The 14,363-nt window shown below is 66.8% G+C and carries 14 protein-coding genes; 12 read left to right on the forward strand and 2 right to left on the reverse strand.

Annotation, left to right across the window (positions count from 1 at the left end):
• The first annotated feature begins 98 nt into the window (after positions 1-98).
• From ACO6D6_RS09520 to ACO6D6_RS09530, 3 genes are read left to right on the forward strand one after another with little or no spacing between them, the layout of a single operon-like run.
• Positions 99-1,400 carry an ABC transporter substrate-binding protein gene (locus ACO6D6_RS09520; RefSeq protein ID WP_484785023.1) on the forward strand — a complete coding sequence of 434 codons (1,302 nt, stop codon included), beginning with the start codon at positions 99-101 and terminating at the stop codon, positions 1,398-1,400.
• Entirely contained in the window at positions 1,400-2,338 is a 939-nt protein-coding gene (locus tag ACO6D6_RS09525) for a carbohydrate ABC transporter permease (protein WP_484785024.1), read from the forward strand. The genes ACO6D6_RS09520 and ACO6D6_RS09525 overlap by 1 nt, the downstream gene beginning before the upstream one ends.
• Positions 2,335-3,177, forward strand: coding sequence for a carbohydrate ABC transporter permease (locus tag ACO6D6_RS09530; protein ID WP_484785025.1), 843 nt, complete (start codon positions 2,335-2,337; stop codon positions 3,175-3,177). The genes ACO6D6_RS09525 and ACO6D6_RS09530 overlap by 4 nt, the downstream gene beginning before the upstream one ends.
• 44 nt (positions 3,178-3,221) lie before the next feature.
• On the opposite strand, the gene ACO6D6_RS09535 is transcribed toward ACO6D6_RS09530, so the two are convergent.
• Positions 3,222-4,304, reverse strand: a complete 1,083-nt coding sequence (locus tag ACO6D6_RS09535; protein ID WP_484785026.1) for a branched-chain amino acid aminotransferase — start codon at positions 4,302-4,304, stop codon at positions 3,222-3,224.
• Between the two features lie 191 nt (positions 4,305-4,495).
• On the opposite strand from ACO6D6_RS09535, the gene ACO6D6_RS09540 reads away from it, so the two are divergent.
• From ACO6D6_RS09540 to ACO6D6_RS09555, 4 genes are all read left to right on the forward strand, one after another.
• Positions 4,496-5,137, forward strand: coding sequence for a trimeric intracellular cation channel family protein (locus tag ACO6D6_RS09540; RefSeq protein WP_484785027.1), 642 nt, complete (start codon positions 4,496-4,498; stop codon positions 5,135-5,137).
• An 86-nt stretch (positions 5,138-5,223) separates the two neighbouring features.
• On the forward strand, positions 5,224-6,738 hold the full coding sequence (guaB, locus tag ACO6D6_RS09545) for an IMP dehydrogenase (protein ID WP_484785028.1): 1,515 nt from the start codon (positions 5,224-5,226) through the stop codon (positions 6,736-6,738).
• A 10-nt stretch (positions 6,739-6,748) separates the two neighbouring features.
• Positions 6,749-7,852 (forward strand): GuaB3 family IMP dehydrogenase-related protein, encoded by a 1,104-nt coding sequence (locus tag ACO6D6_RS09550; RefSeq protein WP_484785029.1) that lies wholly within the window; start codon positions 6,749-6,751, stop codon positions 7,850-7,852.
• Positions 7,852-8,160, forward strand: coding sequence for a chorismate mutase (locus tag ACO6D6_RS09555; RefSeq protein WP_484785030.1), 309 nt, complete (start codon positions 7,852-7,854; stop codon positions 8,158-8,160). The genes ACO6D6_RS09550 and ACO6D6_RS09555 overlap by 1 nt, the downstream gene beginning before the upstream one ends.
• A gap of 56 nt (positions 8,161-8,216) precedes the next feature.
• Here the strand turns inward: ACO6D6_RS09555 and ACO6D6_RS09560 are convergent, their stop codons facing one another.
• Complete coding sequence (locus ACO6D6_RS09560; protein ID WP_484785031.1) at positions 8,217-8,882, reverse strand: TetR/AcrR family transcriptional regulator; 666 nt, start codon at positions 8,880-8,882, stop codon at positions 8,217-8,219.
• Between the two features lie 172 nt (positions 8,883-9,054).
• Here ACO6D6_RS09560 and ACO6D6_RS09565 point away from each other — a divergent pair, with 172 nt between their 5' ends.
• From ACO6D6_RS09565 to ACO6D6_RS09585, 5 genes are all read left to right on the forward strand, one after another.
• Positions 9,055-10,116 carry an ABC transporter substrate-binding protein gene (locus tag ACO6D6_RS09565; protein ID WP_484785032.1) on the forward strand — a complete coding sequence of 354 codons (1,062 nt, stop codon included), beginning with the start codon at positions 9,055-9,057 and terminating at the stop codon, positions 10,114-10,116.
• Between the two features lie 102 nt (positions 10,117-10,218).
• Entirely contained in the window at positions 10,219-11,193 is a 975-nt protein-coding gene (locus ACO6D6_RS09570) for a FecCD family ABC transporter permease (RefSeq protein ID WP_484785033.1), read from the forward strand.
• Positions 11,190-12,242, forward strand: a complete 1,053-nt coding sequence (locus ACO6D6_RS09575) for a FecCD family ABC transporter permease (protein WP_484785034.1) — start codon at positions 11,190-11,192, stop codon at positions 12,240-12,242. The genes ACO6D6_RS09570 and ACO6D6_RS09575 overlap by 4 nt, the downstream gene beginning before the upstream one ends.
• A complete protein-coding gene (locus ACO6D6_RS09580; protein WP_484785035.1) occupies positions 12,239-13,054 on the forward strand; it encodes an ABC transporter ATP-binding protein in 816 nt (271 codons plus the stop codon). The genes ACO6D6_RS09575 and ACO6D6_RS09580 overlap by 4 nt, the downstream gene beginning before the upstream one ends.
• A complete protein-coding gene (locus ACO6D6_RS09585; RefSeq protein ID WP_484785036.1) occupies positions 13,051-14,142 on the forward strand; it encodes an LLM class flavin-dependent oxidoreductase in 1,092 nt (363 codons plus the stop codon). The genes ACO6D6_RS09580 and ACO6D6_RS09585 overlap by 4 nt, the downstream gene beginning before the upstream one ends.
• Positions 14,143-14,363: the final 221 nt, after the last annotated feature.

The raw sequence follows: 14,363 nt of genomic DNA on the forward strand, positions 1-14,363 counted from the left end.
TGAGCATTGACACGCATTCGTGTGCGCCCTAGCCTTGCCTGCGTCCGAGCCTCAAAGACGCGGGCGAGGCAGGTTCAACCCATCCCTAGGAGACTGAAATGCTCACCGAACCAATCACACGACGCGGTGTGATCGCCTTGGGCGGTATCGCATCGTTGGCCGCTGTCCTGAGCGGCTGTTCCACCGCTCCTGCCGGTTCGGGGGACGCGGCCAGCGGGGACGGTGCGCAGCTGGTGCTGTGGACCTGGCCCGAGGGGTTCTCGGCCAAGGTCATCGACTCCGTCACCAAGGCCTTCCCGGGTGTTTCCCTGCGGCAGGACGTCATCGGCGGTGACTTCAAACAGAAACTCACCACCACCTTCCAGGCCGGCTCCGGGTTGCCGGCGATCACCGGCGTGAAGGGGGAGGACATCGCCTTCTTCGCGTCCCAGCCGGATTTCTTCACCGACCTCAACACGCTGGGCGCCGATTCCCGCAAGGGCGAGTTCCTGGACTGGAAATGGGCCCAGGCCACGACGGCCGACGGCAGGCAGCTGGGCATCCCGATCGACATCGGTCCCACCGCCCTGTTCTACCGCTTCGATGTCTTCGAGAAGCTGGGACTGCCCCACGAACCCGAGGCCCTGGCGGCCGCCATCCGCACCTGGGACGAGTACTTCAACCTGGGTGTCGAGATGGTGGGCAAGGAAGCGGGAACCTTCCTGGTGCGTGACCTCGCCACCATCTTCGAGACGGTGGTGAAGCAGACGGGAAAGAACTTCGTCGACTCGTCCGGGAAGTTCATCGGCGCCGAGGACCACGTCCGCTCCGCCTGGAACACCGCGGTCAAGGCCCACACCCTCGGGATAAACGCCGGAACCAAACCGGACACCCCCGACACCCAGGCCGCGGTCGCGGCCGGGAAACTGCCCGCCGACATCGGGGCCTCCTGGCACCTGTCCGACCTGATGGTGGACGCCCCCGACACCTCCGGCAAGTGGCACGTCTGTGCGCATCCCGGTGACGCCACCAACAACGGCGGATCCTTCCTCACCATCCCGAAGGGCACCGCCGATGCCGCGAAGGCCTTCGAGGTGATCATGCACATCCTGAACGCCGACAACCAGATCGTCGAATACGAGGACAAGGGCAACTTCCCCGCCAACTCGGCAGCGTTCGCCTCGGAGGCGCTCCACAAGCCGACTGATTTCCTGGGCGGCCAGGTGGGTGCCGAGGTGTTCGCGAAGGCCGCCGAGACCGTGCGTCCCCTGTACGAACACAAGTTCAACAACACCGTCAGCGGCCCGTTCCGTGCGGAACTGGAGTTGGTGGAGGCCAGCAACAAGGATCCCGAGCAGGCCTGGAACGACGCCGTTGAGCAGGCCAAACGGCTCGCCGAACAGAACGGTTTGACCCTCTGATGACCCGCCGGCCCCGCACGAAGGCACCCGACCTCGGCACACTCAAGGTGCGGGGCCGGCGCGCGCTGCCGCTCTACGCGGCGGTCTGCCCGTATTACCTGCTGTTCGCCCTGTTCTCGGCCGTTCCCATCCTGTTCACAGCTTTCATCTCGGTGACGAACTGGAGCGGCCTCGGTGATTTCCAGATCGTCGGTTTGAAGAACTTCGAATACCTGGTGACGGACAAGCTGTTCTGGAAGTCCTTGGGCAACACCTTGATCCTGTGGGTGATGTCCACCGTGCCGTGCCTCACCCTGGCCACCCTCGTCGCCCTGGCCCTCAACAGCGCCAAACGTTTCTCCAACACCTACCGGGTGGCCTACCTGCTGCCGAACGTGACCTCGATGGTGGCGATGGGCATCCTGTTCAGCTCGATCTTCTCCAGCAACTTCGGCCTGGCGAATGCGCTGATCAACGTGATCGGGGTCGGCAACATCCCGTGGCTCCAGACGGAGTGGGGCATCAAAATCGCGATCTCGACGCTGTCGGCGTGGAGTTTCGTCGGCTACAACGCCCTGATCATTCTCGCGGGCCTGCAGGCCATCCCGAAGGAGATCTACGAGGCCGCGTCCCTGGAGGGTGCGGGCCCGGTGCGGCAGTTCTTCCACATCACCCTGCCGCTGCTGCGGCCGATCGTGATGTTCGTGACGATCATGTCCACAATCGGTTCGCTCCAGTCGTTCACCGAATCCCAGGTGCTCACCAGCTCCAAGGCGGGAAGCGCCGCCGCCAGCGGGGGAGTCGGCAACTCCGGTCTCACCATGGTCATGTACTTCTACTCGGTGGCCTTCCAGGAGAACCGCTACGGATACGGCGCCGCCATCGCCTGGGGCATTGTCGTGATCGTGACGGTGTTCGCGATCATCAACTTCTTCGCGACGAGGGAGCGCAGGGCATGAGCGGGCAGAGACACCGCCCCTTCAGGCCGGGGAATCTGATGCGGCACCTCTTCCTGATCGCGGGTGCGTTGATCGCGTTCTTCCCGTTCTACTGGATGTTCGTGCTCTCCACCCACCGCTCCAGCGCCATTCACGAGTTCCCACCGCCGTTGATTCCCGGGGACCGGTTCTGGGAGAACTTCCAGAAGATGACCGGCACCGTGAACGTGTGGGCCGCGATGATGAACACCTTCATCGTCGCATCGGTGGTCACCTTCGTGGTGCTCTTCCTGGACTCGGTGGCCGCCTTCGCCTTCTCCAAATTCTCGTTCCGGGGGAGGGGAATCCTGTTCGGGATCATCATGTTCACGTTCCTGCTGCCCGGGCAGCTGTCCACCATCCCGCTGTTCCTGGTGATGAGCCAGATCGGCTGGGTGGGCAAACTGCAGGCGGTGATGTTCCCGGCCTTCGCGAACGCCTTCGGGATCTTCTGGTTGCGGCAGTACTTCACCAGCGCCGTGCACGTCGAACTGATCGAGGCAGCCACCATGGACGGTTGCGGATTCTTCCGGCAGTACCTCCATGTCGCGCTGCCCGCGGCCCGTCCCGCCCTGGCCTTCCTCGGGATCTTCACGTTCATCGGTTCCTGGAACGACTTCCTGTGGCCGCTGATCGTGCTGAACAACCCCAACCAGCTCACCCTCCAGGTGGTGCTCTCGCAGCTCCAGACCGCCCACGGCACCGATTACGGAATGGTGATGATGGGTGCGTTCATCGCGGTCGTGCCGCTGCTGTTGATCTTCGTGGCGGGCAGCCGCCAGTTCCTGAGCGGCCTCACCGAGGGCGCGGTCAAGATGTGACATGGTGTACCGACTCCGGCCGGTACACCATGTCGACGTGTTCCTCAGACGATGCGGTGCATCCAGCCGTACGGGTCGGGGCGCCGCCCGTACTGGATCTCGGTGAGCTGCCGGCGCAGGTCGAGTGTCGTCGCGCCCGGTTGCCCGTCCGCCACGGTGTGGGTGCCTTCCGGGTCGGTGAAGCTGGCCACCGGGGTGATGATGGCCGCGGTGCCGCAGGCGAAGACCTCGCGGATGCTGCCGTCGTCGATACCGCGGAAGAGTTCCTGCTGCGAGAGACGGCGTTCCTCGACGGCCAGACCCGCATCGGCCGCGAGCCGCAGGACCGCGGAGCGGGTCACGCCCTCCAGGATCGAGTCCGTGAGCGCCGGGGTGATCACGCGGCCGTTCGTGGTGACGGCGAACAGGTTCATGCCACCCAGTTCCTCGACGTAGCGGTGCTCCACCGCGTCGAGGAAGGCGACCTGGCTGCACCCGGCCGCCTCGGCCTCCTGCTGGGCCACCATCGAGGCGGCGTAGTTCCCGCCGCACTTGGCGAAACCCGTTCCGCCGGGAGCGGCCCGGCTGAAGTCGCGGGAGACCCAGATCTTGACCGGCTGCACCCCGGAACCACCGAAATAGGCCCCGGAGGGGCTCGCGATGACCGCGTAGGTGACCGAGGTCGACGGCTTGACCGCCAGGAAGGCCGAACGGGCGAACATGAAGGGCCTCAGGTACAGGCTCTGCTCCGCCCCGCGCGGCACCCAGTCCCGGTCCACCTCCACGAGACGGTCGATGCCGGTCAGGAAGTCGTCGACGCCGAGTTCGGGCAGCGCCAGGCGACGTGCCGAACGCTGGAACCGGGTGGCGTTGACATCGGCGCGGAACCGCCAGATGGAACCGTCCTCGTGGGCGTAGGCCTTCAAACCCTCGAACGCCTCCTGGGCGTAGTGGAACACCGCCGAGGCCGGGTCGAGGGTGAACGGGGCGTAGCCGACGATCCGGTGGTCGTGCCAGCCGCGTTCCGGATCCCAGTCGATCAGGACCATGTGGTCGCTGAAGTTCGACCCGAACCCGGGGGAGGCGAGGATCGCCTCGCGTTCGGACTGCGACCTGCGGGTGGCGGGTTCCAGGCGGAAATCAGCCATTGTTGTCTCCTTCGGTGTTCAGGCGCAGCGGCCCATGCCGCCGGTGACGTCGATGCCGGGCCATCCGGTCTCCTCGTTTCAGGACGCGTCTGTTCCGGAGCTGCTCCCCGGGCGGGAGCCTACACCTCGTTATTTCCGGAGGAATGGAAAGCGTCCACATACAAGATCCCGGGCGATTAAACTTTCCGACCGTGGTTTGGGATCTGGAGATACTGGCCCGATGGGGGATATCGGTGGCGGGAGTGGTGGCTTTCGCGGCATCCGGGGCCCTGGAGGCGAAACGCCGGGACCTGGACGGCGTGGGTGTCATCACGCTCGCGTGCTGCACCGCAGTGGGCGGCGGTGTGATCCGCGACCTCCTGATCGGCGCCGTTCCCGTGGCGGCCCTGGTGGATCTCTGGATGATGGGTCTGTCGGTGCTGACGGCGGTGGTCGTGATGCTGCTCGTGCACACCGGGCGGCGGCTGCGGATACCGCTGCTGCTGTGCGACGCGGTGGGGCTCGGCCTGTTCACCGTCGACGGGGCGCTGAAGGGACTGTCCTTCGGGTTGCATCCCGCCGCGGCCACGCTGACCGGGGTGGTCACCGGAGTGGGCGGCGGCATCCTCCGGGACGTCCTGGCCAGCGAGGTGCCGCTCGTCTTCCGTCGCCGTTCCCCCTTCTACGTCGTGGCGGCCCTGCTCGGCAGCGGGTTGATCGTCTGGCTCGCCACCATTGGCTGGGCCGGCGGGATCGGGATGTTCGGCACCGCGGCGCTGATCTTCATCATCCGGATGACGGGGCTCCGCTACGGCTGGCACATACCGAACGGGCGCGGCCGGGGCAGGGCGTAGCTGGTACCCGGAAACCCCGTGATCCGCCCGTCCCGCAGGCGCGCGATAGACTCGCCGCCTGAGAACAAACTGGGAGGAACAACCTCGTGGCGAATCTGACCCCCTCCGGCGTACCGGCCCCCTTCGAGGCGCTGGGACTGACCTTCGACGACGTGCTGCTCCAGCCCAACGAATCGGACGTCATCCCATCAGAGGCGGCGACCGACACCTGGTTCAGCCGCAACATCCGGTTGAATGTTCCCCTGTCGTCGGCGGCCATGGACACCGTCACGGAGACCCGCATGGCCATCTCCATGGCCCGGGAGGGCGGCATCGGCATCCTGCACCGCAACCTGTCCATCGACGACCAGGCGCACATGGTGGACCAGGTGAAACGCTCGGAGGCCGGGATGGTCACCCAGCCTGTGACCATCGGACCCGGGGCCAGTATCCAGGAGGTGGACGAGGTCTGCGCCCAGTACCGCGTCTCCGGGCTGCCCGTGGTGGACGACGACGGGATGCTGCTCGGGATCATCACCAACCGTGACCTGCGTTTCGAGGAGGACGGCACCCGCCCCGTGAGCGAGGTCATGACGAAGATGCCCCTGGTCACCGCGCCCGTCGGCATCTCCAACGACGACGCCCTGGCGCTGCTGGCGAAGAACAAGATCGAGAAACTGCCCATCGTCGACTCGTGGGGCAGACTCAAGGGCTTGATCACCCTCAAGGATTTCGTCAAGGCCGACAAATATCCCAACGCCGCCAAGGACGACGCCGGCAGGCTCCGGGTGGGTGCGGCCGTCGGTTTCTTCGGTGACGCCTGGGAGCGGGCCATGGCCCTGGTGGAGCAGGGGGTGGACTGCGTCATCGTCGACACCGCCCATGGCCACTCCCGTGGCGTGGTCGACATGATCCGACGCATCAAGGCCGACCCGGCCGCCGCCGGGGTGGATGTCATCGGCGGCAACGTCGCCACCTACGCCGGGGCCCGGGCGCTCGTCGAGGCGGGGGCCGACGGGGTGAAGGTCGGCGTCGGACCGGGTTCGATCTGCACCACCCGTGTGGTGGCGGGGGTCGGGGTGCCGCAGGTCACCGCCATCCACGACGCGGCCCGCGCCGCCAGGCCCCACGGTGTGCCGGTCATCGGGGATGGTGGCCTCCAGTACTCCGGTGACATCGCCAAGGCCATCGTCGCGGGGGCCAACTCGGTGATGCTCGGGTCGCTGCTGGCCGGTTGCGAGGAAAGCCCAGGGGATCTGGTGTTCATCAACGGCAAACAGTTCAAGACCTACCGTGGCATGGGCTCCCTGGGGGCGATGGCCGCGCGCGGCCGCAAGGCCTCCTACTCGAAGGACCGCTACTTCCAGGGCGACGTCACCAGCGACGACAAGCTCATCCCCGAGGGCATCGAGGGGCAGGTGGCCTACCGCGGCCCCTTGGCGGCGGTCGCCTATCAGCTGGTCGGTGGGCTCAGGCAGTCGATGTTCTACTCCGGTGCCCGCACGATCGATGAACTGCAGGAACGCGGACGGTTCGTGCGGATCACCGCAGCGGGTCTGCGAGAATCACATCCGCACGACATCCAGCTCACCGCTGAGGCCCCCAACTACTGGTCACGCTGACAGGAAAACGATGTACGAATTCGGCCGCTCCAAGAACGCCACCCGCGGGTACTCCTTCGACGACGTCGCCATCGCTCCCGCGCGGCGCACCCGCTCCGAGTCGGAGGTGGATCTCCGCTGGCGTATCGATGCCGTCACCTTCGACGCCCCTATCGTCGCCGCCCCCATGGACTCGGTGATGTCTCCCGCCACCGCCATCGAGATGGGGCGCCTGGGTGGGCTGGGGGTGCTCAACCTGGAGGGTCTGTGGACCCGCTACGAGGATCCGTCCCCGGCCTACGAACAGCTCACCGAGCCCGCCGACCAGGTGACCACCACCCGTCGCCTGCAGCAGCTCTACGCCGAACCCATCAAGGCGGAACTGATCGAGGCCCGGCTGGCTGAGATCCGCGCCGCGGGGGTGCCGGTGGCGGGTGCGCTCTCACCCGCCAGGACTCAGCAGTTCGCGGACGTGATCGAACGGGCCGGGGTGGATTTCTTCGTGATCCGCGGTACCACGGTCTCCGCCGAGCATGTCGACGAGACCGAGAGCACCCTCAACCTGAAGGAGTTCATCTACCGCTTCGACGTGCCCGTGCTGGTGGGGGGCTGCGCCACCTACCGGATGGCCCTGCACCTGATGCGCGCGGGCGCCGCCGGGGTGCTCGTCGGATTTGGTGGCGGCGCCACCCACACCACCGCCTCGGTGCTGGGCATCGAGGTGCCGATGGCCTCCGCCGTCGCCGATGTCGCGGAGGCCCGCCGCGACTACCTGGAGGAGTCGGGCGGGCGCTACGTGCACCTGATCGCCGACGGTGCGGTCGGGAGATCCGGCGACATCGCCAAGGCCATCGCGTGCGGGGCCGACGCGGTGATGGTCGGCTCTCCGCTGGCGCGCGCCACCGAGGCCCCCGGCCGCGGCTGGCACTGGGGACCGGAGGCCTGGCACGCGACCCTGCCGCGCGGCGAGCGGGTGTTCTTCGAGCAGGTCGGTTCCCTGGCCGAGGTGGTCAACGGCCCCTCCCACCTGCCCGACGGAACCATGAACCTCGTCGGTGGGCTGCGCAAGGCCATGGCCCTCACCGGTTACACCGACATCAAGTCGTTCCAGCGAATAGACGTGATGGTGCACTGATGGAAATCGAGGAAGCCCGCCGGGAACTGCTGAGGCTGCGGGGCAGCATCGACAACATGGACTCCATGCTGGTCCATCTGCTGGCCGAACGTTTCAAGATCACCCAGTATGTGGGAAAGCTGAAGGCCGCCGCGGGCCTCCCCCCGGCCGACCCGGATCGCGAGGCACAGCAGATCCAGCGGCTGCGGGCCCTGGCCGTCGAATCCGAACTGGACCCGGAGTTCGCGGAGAAGTTCATCACCTTCATCGTCCGTGAGGTGGTGCGGCACCACGAACAGATCGCCGCGGAGGAAGCGGACGAGGGCTGAACTGGCCCCGGGTGGGGAAGAACCCCGGAAACGCGCGGTTGCGCAGCACTCAACGCTTATTTCGCTCCTTCGGGGGCGGTTTCAGGGCTTGAGTGCTGCGCAACCGGGTTTTTCCGGCCCAGCAACGAGATGGATCCCCGCGCCGTGGCCCGGATGGACCACTCGAAGCGCTCTCGTGGGCTCAGCTGGGCGATCGACTCGGCCCCGGCCCGGACCGTAGGTGCCTGTTCGGGCAGGGCCTTGGGTGCGGTGTCGTCGTGGGACAGCGGATTGATCTCGCCCAGGGCGATCGCGTGTTCCGCGACGGTTGATACCAGCAGACTGGCCTGCGCCGGCGGGTAACCGAAACGTGAGGCGAAGGCCGCTTGCTGCACCTCCGCCAGCCTGATCGTGAACTCGTGTCTGGGGGCGGCGAGCTTGGTCAGGTGTTGCCCGATGCCCGGATTGGCCATCACGAAGTCGCGGAGCGTGTGCGCCAGTTCGACGAGAGCGTCCTCCGGGTCCGTGGCCGTCGGCTCGGGGAAGACGTGCCCGGCGACGATGCCCTCGGCGACCATGGCCCGCAGCCCGTCGAGGTCCCCGACGATCCGGTAGATAGACATCTCGCTGATGCCGAGTTCTTTTGCCACCCCCCTGATCGACAGGCGTGGAAGGGTGATGCGTTTGCCTGCCTCGACGATGCGGTCGGTGGTGATCAGGCGAGGCCGTCCGGGTGAGACCATGCCCCAATTCTTGCGTCTTTCGGTGAGGTTGAGCGCCCAGAGGCCCGGAGGGGCCGTTTCGGGGATACCTCTGGTCACTCGCCACACAATAAGTTAGTGTATCTAACATAAATGTTTCGTCAGCCGCTGGCCGAGTGTCCCGAAGCGGCTCTGAGCGAAGGTGTCGCCCAATATGTCCTTCCGGTTTCCTCTGCTGATCCGTCTGAGTGGCGTCCTGCTGACCCTCTGCGCCCTCGCCACCACTTCTTGTTCGTCGGCATCCAGTGAGACCCCCGAGGTCTCGTCTACATCCGAAACGGCGAGTGCTTTCCTGCCGGTTGCCGAGGGAAGGACCGAGTATCCGTTGACGCTGACATCTCCCTACGGCGAATCGGTCATCGGCAAGCGGCCGACCCGTGTCGCCACCGTCGGCGCGAACGCCGTGGACACGGAACTCCTGCTGTCATTGGGAGGGGTCCCCGTGACCACCAATGGTCTCGGATTCAACAAGGCTCCCTGGCTGAAGGAGGCAGCGGCGGATCGTATAGAACTGGTCTTCGAGACCGAGAGCTGGGACCAGTACCCTTACGAATCCATCGCGGCGGCCAAGCCCGACGTGATCGTGGTGTTCGGTTACGATCTGACCAACTCCTTCGCGAAACTCTCCGAGATCGCCCCGGTGGTCACCAGCGACAAGCCGTGGACCGGGTACTTCAGCAACCCCTGGCAGGACAACATCCGCATCCTCGGCAAGGCGCTCGACCTGTCCGGTGCGGCCGAAAAGGTGATCTCCGACTACGACTCCTACATCGCCGGCATCAAACGGGCAAACCCGGGTTTCGAGGGCAAGAGCCTCAGTTACACGGTCTGGTTCGGAACTCAGCGAGGCCTCAGCTACCAGAGCCTCCCGAGTTCGATCATCACCGAGGTGTTCACGTCCATCGGTTTCACACAGGCCCAGAATGCGGGTTCCTTCTCGGAAACCCAGACCGTCAGTCCCGAACTGATGGGGTCGATCGACGCCGACGTGCTGATCGTCTCGGGCAGTGAGGGTGCCATCGAGGCAACTCCTGAGGCCATCCCCGGCCTGACCGACTCCGCCGTCTTCCAGGGCCTTGAGGCCTGGAAGAACGGGCACACGGTCATCACCGAGAAGAAGTCACCCGCCGGATGGGCGATGTCCACGGCCGGCCCGATGGGCACCAAAGTGGCGCTCGACATCCTGGTGCCCAGGATCGCCGAGGTGATCGGATGACCCCGGCCCCCTCCCGGGATCCACTGGCACCGTTGCGCAGAGTCCGCCATGGCCCGCTCGTCCGTCCTGTGCCGGGACTCTGACGGGGTTCCCCGACGGCCGGTGACCGTGTTCACAGGGCTGGTCGTGATTCTCCTGCTGTCGGTCCTGGCCAGCACGATGACAGGTGCCAGGTTCCTCGGTCCCTCCGAGTGGTGGCGGGCGCTCGTCGCACCCGGGGCCGATCCCATCACCGCGATCGTGTGGGACATGCGGATCCCGCGCACGGTCGTCGGCCTGGTGGTCGGGGCCGCCTATGGCGTGGCGGGTGCCCTGATGCAGGCGTTGACCCGCAATCCCCTGGCGGATCCGGGAATCCTTGGCGTCAATTCCGGCGCCGGACTCGCGGTGACGGCCGGTATCGGTCTGTTCGGCATCACGGGGGTGGGTGGCTACCAGTGGTTCGCCTTCGTGGGTGCTGTTGGGGTCACGGCCCTGGTCCTGGTTCTGGGGGCCATGGGCCGGGGCCCCACCGCACCGGTGCAGCTGGTTCTTGGTGGGGTGGCCATGTCGGCCGTGCTGAGCGGGGTGAGCCAGTTCCTGTCCCTGCTGGATCCGGACACCTTCGCGGCGGTCCGCAACTGGGCGGTGGGATCGATCGGCCGCACCCGGATCGCAGAGCTTCTCCCGGTCCTGCCCCCCATAGGTGTGGCCCTGACGCTCGCGCTCGCCCTGGGGCGTTCGCTGGATGCCATGGCGCTGGGCGATGACGTCGCATCCGGGCTTGGGGTCCGGGCCGGGCGGACCCGGTTTCTAGCCGTGATCGCCATCACGCTCTTGGCGGGTCCCGCTACCGCGATAACGGGCGGAATCGCCTTCGTCGGCCTGATGGTCCCGCACGTGGTGCGGTGGAACCTCGGATCCGGCCAGCGGGTGATCCTCGCCGGGTCCCTGCTGGTGGGACCGGCCCTCGTGCTGGTGGCCGATGTGCTCGGCCGTGTGATCGCCATTCCCGGGGAGATCGAAACGGGAATCCTCACCGCCGTGATCGGTGCGCCCCTGCTGGTGGTGCTGGCCCGCAGAGCGAGCACCACATGAGACAACGAGTCGTCTTCGCGCACCGGATGCTCCGCCTGGGCGGAGCCCGGTTCGGCATTCGTATCGCCCTGCGCCCGCTGCTCCTCCAAGGATTTCTGGGTCTCCTGGCGTTGATCCTCGCAGGGGCCTGTCTCCTGGTCGGCGACTATTCCCTGACCCCGGGGCAGGTGCTCGACGTGTTCCTGGGTGGGCGATCCCTCGCCCGGGTGGTCGTCCTTGAATGGCGTCTGCCCGCCGCGGTCTCCGCGGTGGTTCTCGGCGCCCTGCTGGGGATCGGTGGCGGAATCTTCCAGTCGTTGACCCGCAATCCCCTGGGATCGCCGGACATCATCGGTTTCGACGCCGGGGCACACACTGCCGTCGTGGTGGGAATCCTGCTGTTCGGCGCCCGCGCGCAGGGAATCATCGCGGTGGCCGCCGTGGCCGGGGGGCTACTGGCCGCCTTCGTGGTGCACCTGCTCTCGGGGCGGACCACGACGGGGTTCCGTCTGATCGTGGTCGGCCTGGCCGTCTCCGCCGCGTTGGGCGCGATCAACGCGTACCTGGTCACCCGCGCCCGCGTCGAGGACGCCATGCTGGTCGGATTCTGGGGGGCTGGTTCCCTGACGCGTATTGAGGCGGGGGCGCTTCCGATGTGGCTGGGGGCAGCGGCCGTGCTCCTCGTGTCCGCGGGCCTGCTGGCCCCTTCCCTCGGGATCATCGAGCTGGGTGACCAGACCGCTGGCGCGCTCGGGATCCCACTGGAACCCCGCAGGGCGCTTCTCGTTGTCGTCGGGGTGACGGCCTCCGCCGTCGTGACGGCCGCTGCCGGGCCCATCGGTTTCGTCGCGCTTGCGGCCCCACAGGTCGCTCGGCGACTCATGAGGACCCCCGGGATATCCATCGCGGGGGCAGCGACGGTGGGAGCCGTGCTGCTGTCGGCCGCCCAGCTCTGCTCCGCGTTGGCCAGCAGCAGCAACCGTCCCGTGCCCGTGGGTCTGATCACGGTCTCGGCCGGCGGCCTGTACCTGATTCACCTACTGGCGCGTGAGGGAAGGAGATCTGCATGACACCCACTGGCCGGCTGCGGGCCGATGGGGCGAGGCTCGGCTATGGCAACCGCATCATCTCCAGCTGCCTGGATCTCGCGATCCTTGATGCGGAATTCACCGCCGTGGTGGGGCCGAACGGCTGCGGCAAGTCGACGCTGCTGAAGGCTCTGGCCCGGCTCCTGAAACCAACTGCCGGGCGGGTGATCCTCGACGGCCGCGACATCCACGATCAGCCCACGAGACGGGTTGCCAGAAGAATCGGCATCCTGCCGCAGAGCTCGATGGTCCCTGACGGCATCACGGTCTCCGAGCTGGTGGCCCGGGGCAGGTTCCCCCATCAGGGTTTCGCCCGCCGGTGGACCCGGCGTGACGAGGAGCTGGTTGCCCGCGCCATGGACGAGGCGAACGTCACCGCCCTGGCGACCAGGCGGGTCGATGAGCTGTCGGGTGGGCAGCGACAACGGGCTTGGATCGCGATGGCGCTCGCCCAGGACACCCCCATACTGCTGCTCGACGAGCCCACCACCTTCCTCGATATCCGTCACCAGGTGGAGTTGATGGAACTCCTGGTGGACCTGAACCGGAGAGGCCGCTGCCTGGTGGCCGTGCTGCACGACCTCAACCAGGCAGCACGTTTCTCCACCCATCTGATAGCGATGCGGGACGGCGAGATCGTCGCCCAGGGGCCACCGGGTGAGGTGGTCACCCCCGGCCTCGTCGAAGAGGTCTTCGGACTGCCCTGCGTCGTGACTCCCGACCCTGTCACCGGATCCCCCCAGGTGACACCGATCGGGCGCAACGCGCCCCTCAAGCAGGAAGGAATGACATGACCCTCAACATCGGAATCGCACTTTCCCCGATCTGGCTGCGCGGAGAAGCCTGGAGACGCGACGACAGTCGCGTCGAGGAAATGTTCTCCCTGAGCCCCTACGTCGAGCTCGCGCGGAAGGCCGAGGCCGCTGCGCTCGACTTCCTCTTCTGCCCCGAGGCGGGCTATCTCAGACCGGATTCCGTCGGCGGGACACCGGGATTCGCCACCCTCGACTCGTTCACCCTGGTCACGGCCCTGACGTCCGTTACGGCGAGGATCGGCCTGATCCCTACCGTCCAGACGGCCTACACGCACCCATTCCCCGTAGCCCGGGCGCTGGCCTCCCTACAGCAGATCAGCGGGGGACGTGCCGGGTGGAACGTGGTCACCGCCTTGGGGGGTGAGAAGAACTACGGACTGGACACGCCCCTTGGGTCCGAGGAGCGATACGCCCGGGCCAGCGAATTCGTCGAGGTCGTGAACGCGCTCTGGGATTCGTTCCCCGCCGAGGCGTTTGTTGCGGACCGGGCCTCCGGGGTTTTCACCGATCCCGGGAAGGTGAAGGCCATTGATTTCGATGGCGAATACTTCCGGGTGGCCGGACCGATGGCCCTCCCGTCCCACCCCGCAGGGCGGCTGCCTGTCGTCCAGGCCGGGGCTTCACCCACCGGGGTCGCCTTCGCGGGCGCAGTGGCCGACGCGGTGTTCGGGGCGGTCCCTGACTTGGAGGATGCAGTTGCACAACGGGCTGCTCTGCGTGATGCGGCCGTCGCAGCAGGTCGTGACGCCGACGAAATCCGGTTTCTGCCCGGGCTCAACATGGTGTTGGCGGACAGCCGCGAGGAAGCCCAAACAGTGGCCGAGTCCAGCGGGGTGGACGCAACCCTGCACTGGACCATCATCGGCACCCCGGAGGACGCGGCCGATGCGGTCGAGGCCCGGGCGGAGGCGGGGGCGATCGACGGTTTCATCGCGTTGCCCGGCGGGTCGCGGAACTCCGTCGACCTGTTCTTGGATCAGGTGGTGCAGATACTCGCGCGACGTGGACTGTGCCGGGACGGGTATCGGGGAAACACGCTCCGTGAACACCTGGGAATGAAGGGCTGAGGGCACACCCACATGCCGGTTGGCCCGGGGCCTGGTGAAGGGGCGGTCCGCGTCGAAACCCCTTCTCGAAGTTGGTTGGGTCGGGTTGCGACGAGGGAGCGGTTCGTGCCGGAACCTCCATCGGTGGTCGGGGGAAGACCCACACCCCGTAACAACGACCCGACCCCCTCCCGTGCATGAATCGCGGAAGAAAAACGGTTCAACGTCGCCACACGACGTTG

This window comes from Arachnia sp. (genome assembly GCF_057238465.1).

What these genes read in the sequence shown, in the direction of transcription:
- ACO6D6_RS09520 (WP_484785023.1), top strand. Translation starts at nt 99, where the DNA reads ATGCTCACCGAACCAATCACACGACGCGGTGTGATCGCCTTGGGCGGT.
- ACO6D6_RS09525 (WP_484785024.1), top strand. Translation starts at nt 1,400, where the DNA reads ATGACCCGCCGGCCCCGCACGAAGGCACCCGACCTCGGCACACTCAAG.
- ACO6D6_RS09530 (WP_484785025.1), top strand. Translation starts at nt 2,335, where the DNA reads ATGAGCGGGCAGAGACACCGCCCCTTCAGGCCGGGGAATCTGATGCGG.
- ACO6D6_RS09535 (WP_484785026.1), bottom strand. Translation starts at nt 4,304, where the DNA reads ATGGCTGATTTCCGCCTGGAACCCGCCACCCGCAGGTCGCAGTCCGAA.
- ACO6D6_RS09550 (WP_484785029.1), top strand. Translation starts at nt 6,749, where the DNA reads ATGTACGAATTCGGCCGCTCCAAGAACGCCACCCGCGGGTACTCCTTC.
- ACO6D6_RS09555 (WP_484785030.1), top strand. Translation starts at nt 7,852, where the DNA reads ATGGAAATCGAGGAAGCCCGCCGGGAACTGCTGAGGCTGCGGGGCAGC.
- ACO6D6_RS09560 (WP_484785031.1), bottom strand. Translation starts at nt 8,882, where the DNA reads ATGGTCTCACCCGGACGGCCTCGCCTGATCACCACCGACCGCATCGTC.
- ACO6D6_RS09565 (WP_484785032.1), top strand. Translation starts at nt 9,055, where the DNA reads ATGTCCTTCCGGTTTCCTCTGCTGATCCGTCTGAGTGGCGTCCTGCTG.
- ACO6D6_RS09575 (WP_484785034.1), top strand. Translation starts at nt 11,190, where the DNA reads ATGAGACAACGAGTCGTCTTCGCGCACCGGATGCTCCGCCTGGGCGGA.
- ACO6D6_RS09580 (WP_484785035.1), top strand. Translation starts at nt 12,239, where the DNA reads ATGACACCCACTGGCCGGCTGCGGGCCGATGGGGCGAGGCTCGGCTAT.
- ACO6D6_RS09585 (WP_484785036.1), top strand. Translation starts at nt 13,051, where the DNA reads ATGACCCTCAACATCGGAATCGCACTTTCCCCGATCTGGCTGCGCGGA.